General features: G+C 73.8%; 6 protein-coding genes. 2 read left to right on the forward strand and 4 right to left on the reverse strand.

All coding sequences use genetic code 11. The features are described 5' to 3' along the window. Nucleotides 1-124: 124 nt before the first annotated feature. Nucleotides 125-2764 (forward strand): glycoside hydrolase family 9 protein, encoded by a 2640-nt coding sequence (locus MHW47_RS03805; RefSeq protein WP_239221164.1) that lies wholly within the window; start codon nt 125-127, stop codon nt 2762-2764. Nucleotides 2765-2812: 48 nt separating this feature from the next. Here MHW47_RS03805 and MHW47_RS03810 read toward each other — a convergent pair whose 3' ends face one another. Beyond that, nucleotides 2813-4885 (reverse strand): UvrD-helicase domain-containing protein, encoded by a 2073-nt coding sequence (locus MHW47_RS03810; protein WP_239221165.1) that lies wholly within the window; start codon nt 4883-4885, stop codon nt 2813-2815. A 375-nt stretch (nt 4886-5260) separates the two neighbouring features. On the opposite strand from MHW47_RS03810, the gene MHW47_RS03815 reads away from it, so the two are divergent. Beyond that, a complete protein-coding gene (locus MHW47_RS03815) occupies nt 5261-5437 on the forward strand; it encodes a hypothetical protein (protein ID WP_239221166.1) in 177 nt (58 codons plus the stop codon). Between the two features lie 16 nt (nt 5438-5453). On the opposite strand, the gene MHW47_RS03820 is transcribed toward MHW47_RS03815, so the two are convergent. From MHW47_RS03820 to MHW47_RS03830, 3 genes are all read right to left on the reverse strand, one after another. Next, entirely contained in the window at nt 5454-7097 is a 1644-nt protein-coding gene (locus tag MHW47_RS03820) for a DNA repair helicase XPB (protein ID WP_239221167.1), read from the reverse strand. Nucleotides 7098-7179: 82 nt separating this feature from the next. Further along, nucleotides 7180-7725 carry a hypothetical protein gene (locus MHW47_RS03825; RefSeq protein WP_239221168.1) on the reverse strand — a complete coding sequence of 182 codons (546 nt, stop codon included), beginning with the start codon at nt 7723-7725 and terminating at the stop codon, nt 7180-7182. Nucleotides 7726-7813: 88 nt separating this feature from the next. Further along, on the reverse strand, nt 7814-8137 hold a 324-nt coding region (locus MHW47_RS03830; protein WP_239221169.1), incomplete at its 5' end, for a WYL domain-containing protein.

Raw genomic sequence — 8137 nt, forward strand, 5'->3', positions numbered from 1 at the left:
CAATGGGCGCGCGGTGATGGGAACGCTCCCATGGCGCGCCTCCCCGGCATGCCCGTGTGTCGTGGGAGCGCTCCCATCATTCCCGTGGAGCACGGCCCCCCGTCCCTGACGAAAGGCTCTTCCGGTGAACGCCTTCTCGCCCCCGCCCCCCGTACGGCGCAGACGCCGTGTCGGGGGAGTGCTGGCCCTTGCCGCCCTGTTCGGCGGTGTGCTGACCGCGCCCGGTGCCGTCGCCGCGGACGGCGACGACCCGGCGCCGGAACAGATCGTCAACGGTGACTTCTCCGCCGGGACCGCCCCCTGGTGGTCCACGGCCAACGCGCCGGTCGCCGTCGTCGACGGGCGGCTGTGCGCCGAGGTGCCCGCGGGGACCGTGAACCCGTGGGACGCGATCATCGGCCAGAACGACGTGCCGCTCGTCGCGGGCGAGTCGTACACCCTCACGTACACGGCGAGTTCGACCGTGCCGCTGTCCATCCACACCAACGTGCAGCTGGCGACCGAGCCGTACACCACCGATCTGGCCGAGACGGACCACATCGGCACCGAGGACACCTCCTTCACGCACGTGTTCACCGCGACCGCCGACCGGGACGCCGCGCAGGTCGCCTTCCAGGTCGGCGGCGGCGCGGCGGCGACGACGTTCTGCGTGGACGACGTGTCGCTGCGCGGGGGCGCCGAGCCGCCCGTGTACGTGCCGGACACCGGCTCGCCGGTCCGCGTCAACCAGGTCGGCTACCTGCCCGAGGGCCCCAAGACCGGCACCCTGGTCACCGAGGCGACCGACCCGCTGCCGTGGAAGCTGAAGGCGGCCGACGGCTCGACGGCCGCGAGCGGGACGACCGTGCCGCGCGGCGAGGACCCGACCTCCCGGCAGAACGTGCACACCTTCGACTTCAGCGACGCCACCGCCACCGGCGACGGCTTCACGATCGAGGCGGACGGCCAGGTCAGCGAGCCGTTCTCGATCCGCGGCGACCTCTACGACGGCCTGCGGTCCGACGCGCTCGCGTACTTCTACCAGAACCGCAGCGGCATCGCGATCGACGCGGACCTCGTCGGCGAGGAGTACGCCCGCCCGGCCGGGCACCTGGACGTGGCGCCCAACAAGGGCGACACGGACGTGCCGTGCCAGCCGGGCGTCTGCGACTACCGGCTCGACGTGCGCGGCGGCTGGTACGACGCCGGGGACCACGGCAAGTACGTCGTCAACGGCGGCATCGCGGTCGCCCAGCTGATGGCGACCTACGAGCGGACGCTGACCGCCGACGGTGCCGAGTCCGCCGAGCTGGGCGACGGCGCGCTGCGCGTCCCCGAGCACGGCAACGACGTGCCGGACATCCTCGACGAGGCGCGCTGGGAGCTGGAGTTCCTGATGCGCATGCAGGTCCCGGCCGGGCAGCCGCTCGCCGGCATGGCCCACCACAAGGTGCACGACGCCAACTGGACCGGCCTGCCGATGCGCCCCGAACTCGACCCGGAACAGCGCCAGCTGCACCCGCCGACCACCGCCGCCACCCTGAACCTCGCCGCGACGGCCGCCCAGTGCGCCCGGCTCTACGCCCCGTTCGACAAGGCGTTCGCCGACAAGTGCCGTGCCGCCGCCGAGAAGGCGTGGGCCGCCGCGAAGGCGCACCCGGACGTGCTCGCCAGCCCGGCGGACGGCGTCGGGGGCGGCACGTACGAGGACGGCGACGTGCGCGACGAGTTCTACTGGGCCGCCGCCGAGCTGTTCACCACCACCGGCGCGGACACCTACCGCCAGGCCCTGCTCGGCTCGCCGCTGCACGGTGACGTCGACGCGGCCTTCCCGGCGGACGGCGGCATCTGGTGGGGCGGCACCGCCGGACTCGGCGTGCTCACCCTGGCCACCGTGCCCAACGACCTGACGGCCGCCCAGCTCGCCGACGTGCGCGGCGTCGTCACCGCGGCCGCCGACCGGTACGAGGCGCAGACCGAGGACCAGCGGTACGGCGTGCCGTACGCGCCCAAGAACCTGAACTACGCCTGGGGCTCCAACAGCCAGGTCCTCAACAACATGATCGTGCTGGCCACCGCCGCCGACCTGACCGGCGAGGCCGGCTACCGGGACGCCGTCCTGCGCGGCGCGGACTACCTGTTCGGGCGCAACCCGCTCAACCAGTCGTACGTCACCGGCTACGGCGAGCGGTCCTCGCAGAACCAGCACCACCGGTTCTGGGCCCACCAGTCCGACCCGTCCCTGCCGCACCCGCCGGCCGGCTCCCTCGCGGGCGGCCCCAACCTCACCGCCCCCACCTCGGGCGACCCCGAGGCCGGCCAGAAGCTCAAGGACTGCGCCGCCGCGATGTGCTACCTCGACGACATCGGCTCGTACGCCACCAACGAGGTCGCCATCAACTGGAACGCGCCGCTCGCCTTCATCGCCTCCTACCTGGACGACGCGGGCGACGGCACGGGCCCGGAGCGCTCCTGCCGGGTGACGTACTCCTCGCACCCGTGGAGCACCGGCTCCACCACCACGGTCACGGTGAAGAACACCGGCACCGAGTCCGTCAGCCCCTGGTCCCTGACCTGGCTGCTGCCCGGCGACCAGAAGCTCAGCCACACCTGGAGCGCCGAGATCGCCCAGTACGGCAGGACGGTGACGGCGACGCCGCTGACCTGGAACCGCTCCATCGCCCCGGGGGCCTCCGTGGACTTCGGGTTCAACAGCAGCATCACCGGACCGGCGGCCGACCCCGGCACGGTGAAGCTCAACGGGCGGGCCTGCACCGCCGGATGACCGGGCGGGGGCGGGGGTGGACGACGCTCCCCCCGCCCCCGCTCCCCGCTACGCCAACTCCGCCGGCAGCGGCGAGGCGTGCAGCACCGTCAGGCCGGACACCGCACGGGTCAGCGCCACGTACAGCCGGCGCAGGCCCGTGCGCTCGTCCGGCTCCCCGTCCACCACGGCCGCCGGCTCGTCCAGCACCACGTAGTCGTACTCCAGGCCCTTCGCCAGCGACGCCGGGACCAGCGTCAGCCGGCTCTCGGCGGTCGTCTCCTCACCGGGCGAGAGATACGTGTGACCGGCCGCCGTCAGCGCCTCCGCCAGCGCGGGCACGCGCGCGTCCGCCGCGATCAGGCCGGTGGACCCCTCATGGCCCAGCGCCTCCTCGCACGCCGCGACCACCGCCGCGTCCAGCGCGCCGGCGTCCGCCACCTCCCGTACCGACAGCGAACCGGGCGACTCGCGCACCGACTCCACCGGGGCCAGCCCCGGCGAGATCACCGGCAGCAGCCGGGAGGCGTACGCGATCACGTCGCGCGGCACGCGGAAGCCGGCCGTCAGCTCCTCCACCACCGCGTCCGCCTTGCCCAGGTGGCCCAGCGCCTGCTCCCAGCTCTGCGTGGACCAGGGCGTCGTGCCCTGCGCCAGGTCGCCGAGGACGGTCGCCGAACCCGTCGAGCAGCGGCGGCCGACCGCGCGGTACTGCATGGGGGAGAGGTCCTGAGCCTCGTCGATGACGACATGGCCCAGCGAGTGCGTACGGGAGACCAGATCGGCCGCCTCGTCGATCAGCACCGCGTCCGCCGCCGACCACTTCGCGGACTTCACGCTGCGGGCCGGCCTGGCCCAGAGGATCGCCTTCTGCTCCTCCTCGGAGAGCAGCCCCCCGGCGTGCTCCGCCAGGAACTCCGCGTCGGACAGCAGCCGCAGCACCAGCTTGGCCGGGTCCACCGCCGGCCAGATCGCCTTCACGGCCGCCTTGACCGCCGGGTTGCGGGCCACCGCGTTCTGCACCCGGTCGTCGGGCGCCTCGCCCGCCTGCTCCATCCGCACCAGCACCGCGTGCGCGATGCGCTGGGGCAGCGCCTCGTGCGCGGCCCCGTACCGCATGTCGCGGGCCAGCAGCTCGTGGACCATCTCCTCGATCTCGTACGCCGGAACCCGCCAGCGCCGCGAGCCGCGCACCACCATCACCGGCTCGGCCGGCGGCGTCACGTGCGACCGCAGCGCGCGGCGCAGCACCTCCGCCATCCGCGCGTCGCCCTTCACCACGGCCGCCGCGGCCTCGTCCGTGCCCCGGACCTCGATCTGCCCGGTGACCAGGTCCTCGACGGTCGCCTGCTTCACCTCCAGCTCACCGAGGGCCGGCAGCACCTGCTCGATGTAGTGCAGGAACGACCGGTTCGGCCCGACGACCAGGGTGCCCGTGCGGGCGAGGCGCTCGCGGTGCGCGTACAGCAGGTACGCCACCCGGTGCAGGCCCACGGCCGTTTTCCCGGTGCCCGGCCCTCCCTGCACGCAGACCGTGCCGCCCAGCCCGCTGCGGACGATCTCGTCCTGCTCCGGCTGGATCGTCGCGACGATGTCCCGCATCGGCCCGACGCGCGGGCGCTCGATCTCCGCCTGGAGCAGCTTGCTCGTCCGGTCCGCCTCGCCGGGGTCGGTCAGGTGCTCGTCCTCGTACGCGGTGAGGTCGCCGCCCGTGTAGCCGAAGCGGCGCCTGCGGCCCACGTCCAGCGGGTCCTTGCGCGAGGCCCGGTAGAACGGCTGCGAGACCGGGGCGCGCCAGTCGATGACCATCGGATCGCCCTGCGCGTCGTGCACGTGGCGGCGCCCGATGTAGAACCGCTCGCCCTCCGCGCCCTCGGCCTCCTCCGCCCCGACCGCGTGCAGGTAGTCCAGCCGCCCGAAGAACAGCGGGGTGTGCGCCAGGTCCGCGAGCGACTTGATCCGCTCGTCGATCTGCGCCTGGAGCACCGCGGCGTTCACCCAGTTCGCCGTGACGTCGCGGATGTCCAGGTTCTGGGCGTCCTCGCGCATGGCCCGCAGCGCGGCGCGGGACGCCGCGAGATGGGCGCGCTCATGGGCGAGCGGGTCGGTGGTGGGGTCGCTCTCGAATTCGTGCGCGGGCACGGTGTCGCCTCCGGCATTCAACGCAGGACGGCGGGCCGCGACGCGCGCGGTCCGCTCGGGGATCGATCACTGGTACGCACGGGGTGCGTACGGGTTGTCGGCCGGTTTCCGTCCGGTCGGCGGCGCTCCCCCGGCTGCCGGCACGGCCCGTCACGGGCCGCCGGTACCACGGTGCGGGAGGCGGGCAGACCGGGGAGTGTACCGGGGCGCGGGGGCACGGCGCGAACCGTTTTCCCGGGCGGCCCCTGACCCGTGCGCGTACGTCCCGTAGGGGATGCCCCGCGATGCCGTGCGACCGCAGGCGTACGCGCCCGGCGGCCCGCTTCCGCCTCCGGGGCGACGCCCCGGCGCCCCCGCCCGGAGCACCATGGACTCATGAGTACCGTGACTCTCGACCCGCGAAGGACCGGCGCCTCCGAGGCCCCCGGTCACCCCACCAACCGCGCCGTCGGCGCCCTGCGCGCCGTGAAGGCGTTCGCCCAGGCCGCGTTCGGCGTCGTCGTCCTCGGCGAGTACGCGGAGGAGGCGGGCGTGGCCCGCCGCACCCGCTGACCGCCGCCCGTCCCGTTCAGCCCTCCGACAGCAGCTCGTCCGCGTCCACGATCCGGTACGCGTAGCCCTGCTCCGCCAGGAACCGCTGGCGGTGCGCCGCGAAGTCCTGGTCGATCGTGTCGCGTGCGACGACCGAGTAGAACCGCGCCTCGTGCCCGTCCGCCTTCGGCCGCAGTACCCGGCCCAGGCGCTGCGCCTCCTCCTGGCGCGAACCGAACGTCCCCGACACCTGGATGGCGACCGTCGCCTCCGGCAGGTCGATGGAGAAGTTCGCCACCTTCGACACCACCAGCACGTTCAGCTCGCCCTGCCGGAACGCCTCGAACAGCTTCTCGCGCTGCGCGTTGCTCGTCTCGCCCTTGATCACCGGGGCGTCCAGATGCGCGCCCAGCTCGTCGAGCTGGTCGATGTACTGCCCGATGACCAGCGTCTGCTCGCCCTTGTGCCGGTGCACCAGCGCCTCGGTGACCTTCCGCTTGGTCGCGGTGGTCGCGCAGAAGCGGTACTTCTCCTCCGCCTCGGCGGTCGCGTACGCCAGCCGCTCCGAGTCCGTCAGGTTGACCCGGACCTCCACGCAGTCCGCCGGGGCGATGTAGCCCTGCGCCTCGATCTCCTTCCACGGCGCGTCGAACCGCTTGGGGCCGATGAGCGAGAAGACGTCCGACTCGCGGCCGTCCTCGCGGACCAGCGTCGCGGTCAGCCCGAGGCGGCGGCGGGCCTGGAGGTCGGCGGTGAACTTGAAGACGGGCGCGGGCAGCAGGTGCACCTCGTCGTAGACCACCAGTCCCCAGTCGCGGGAGTCGAACAGCTCCAGGTGCGGGTAGACGCCCTTCCGGCGGGTCGTCAGCACCTGGTAGGTGGCGATCGTGACGGGGCGGATCTCCTTCTTCGTCCCGCTGTACTCGCCGATCTCGTCCTCGGTCAGCGAGGTCCGCTTCACCAGCTCGTGCTTCCACTGGCGGGCGGAGACCGTGTTCGTCACCAGGATCAGCGTCGTCGCCTTGGCCTGCGCCATCGCGCCCGCCCCGACCAGCGTCTTGCCCGCGCCGCAGGGCAGCACGACGACCCCGGACCCGCCGTGCCAGAACCCGTCCACGGCCTGCCGCTGGTACGGGCGCAGCGCCCAGCCGTCCTCGTTCAGCTCGATCGGGTGCGCCTCGCCGTCCACGTAGCCCGCGAGGTCCTCGGCGGGCCAGCCGAGCTTGAGCAGCGTCTGCTTGACCTGGCCGCGCTCGGAGGGGTGCACGGCGACGGTGTCCGGGTCGATCCGGGCGCCCACCAGGGGCTGCACCTTCTTGGACCGGAGGATCTCCTCCAGGACCGGCCGGTCCGTCGTCGTCAGGACGAGCCCGTGCACGGGGTGCTTGGAGAGGGTGAGACGGCCGTAGCGGTCCATCGTCTCGGCGACGTCGACGAGCAGCGCGTGCGGCACGGGGTAGCGCGAGTACGTCACGAGCGCGTCCACGACCTGCTCGGCGTCGTGCCCGGCGGCGCGGGCGTTCCACAGCCCGAGCGGGGTCAGCCGGTACGTGTGGATGTGCTCGGGCGCCCGCTCCAGCTCCGCGAACGGGGCGATGGCACGGCGGCAGGCGTCGGCCTGCTCGTGGTCGACTTCGAGGAGGAGCGTTTTGTCGCTCTGGACGATGAGGGGTCCGCTCACGCGCGTGGGCCTTTCGGCTCGGGGGAAACCTCCAGTGTGCCGCATGGGCGGGCGGCGTGTCGTGGGCCCGGGTGCCCCGGGCTCAGGCGGCCGGAGGGCGGTGGCCCCGGCCGCGCGGCAGGCGGCCCTCGTGCACCGCCGCGTGCGCCGTGCGCGCGAGCCCGACGGCGTCCCGCGTGAAGGTGTCCACCCGGATCGTCCGCCCCTCGCGGAGCCGGATCAGGCAGGTGAAGCCCATGCCGCGCGCCTCGGCCAGCGGCCGGCCGTCCTCGCCGCGCGCGCCCACGGACTCGATGTCCTCCCACGGGATGAGCGTCGCCCGGCCCGCGACCCGGTGCGTCAGGCCGCGCTCGTGGACGTCGAAGCTCTGTTCCCGGGTACGGAACCCCTGGAGGAACCGCCAGATCGCGAGCCCCAGGCCGATGAGCCCGACGCCGAGGAGCAGCCCGGCCAGTTCCGGGGCCCCGTCCGTGGAGCCGACGGTGGCGAGCGTGACCGGTATGCCGAAGGCCAGCCCGGTCGCCCCGACGACCGCCAGTAACGCGGCCTGCGTCAGCCGCCTGCCGCCGTCGGTGCGGTGTTCGCGGACGAAGCCGCCCAGGTGCCGGGCAGCGTCGGTGCGTCGCATGTGGATCCCCCCGTAGTCGCGGACACGCCAAAGTGTGCCCGGGCCGGGCGCGGGGGCCAACACTTCCGGCCGATCCGAACGGGCCTGGCTACTCGGCGAGTTCGGCCACGCCCGTGATCCGGTGCAGCGGGTACGTGCGCAGCTCGTCCGCCGTGTGGTCGTACGCCGTGACGAAGCCGCCCTCCACGCGCACCGGGGCGATCACCCGCTGGCTCGCCGCGCCCTCCGCGTTGACGTAGCCGATCCACACCGCGGACCCGGTCATCGCGGCGGCCTGCACGGTCACCAGGGTCTCCGCCGGCGTCGTGCGCGGCAGCGCGCCCGGCGGCGTCCCGGGCGCGTCGGCCTTCGGGGCGTGGGCCACCGTGGCGGCCGTGTCCCCGGCCCGGATCGCCCGGACCGCCGCGCCGAG

The sequence above is a fragment of the Streptomyces sp. OfavH-34-F genome (assembly GCF_022347745.1).
Lineage (GTDB): Bacteria > Actinomycetota > Actinomycetes > Streptomycetales > Streptomycetaceae > Streptomyces.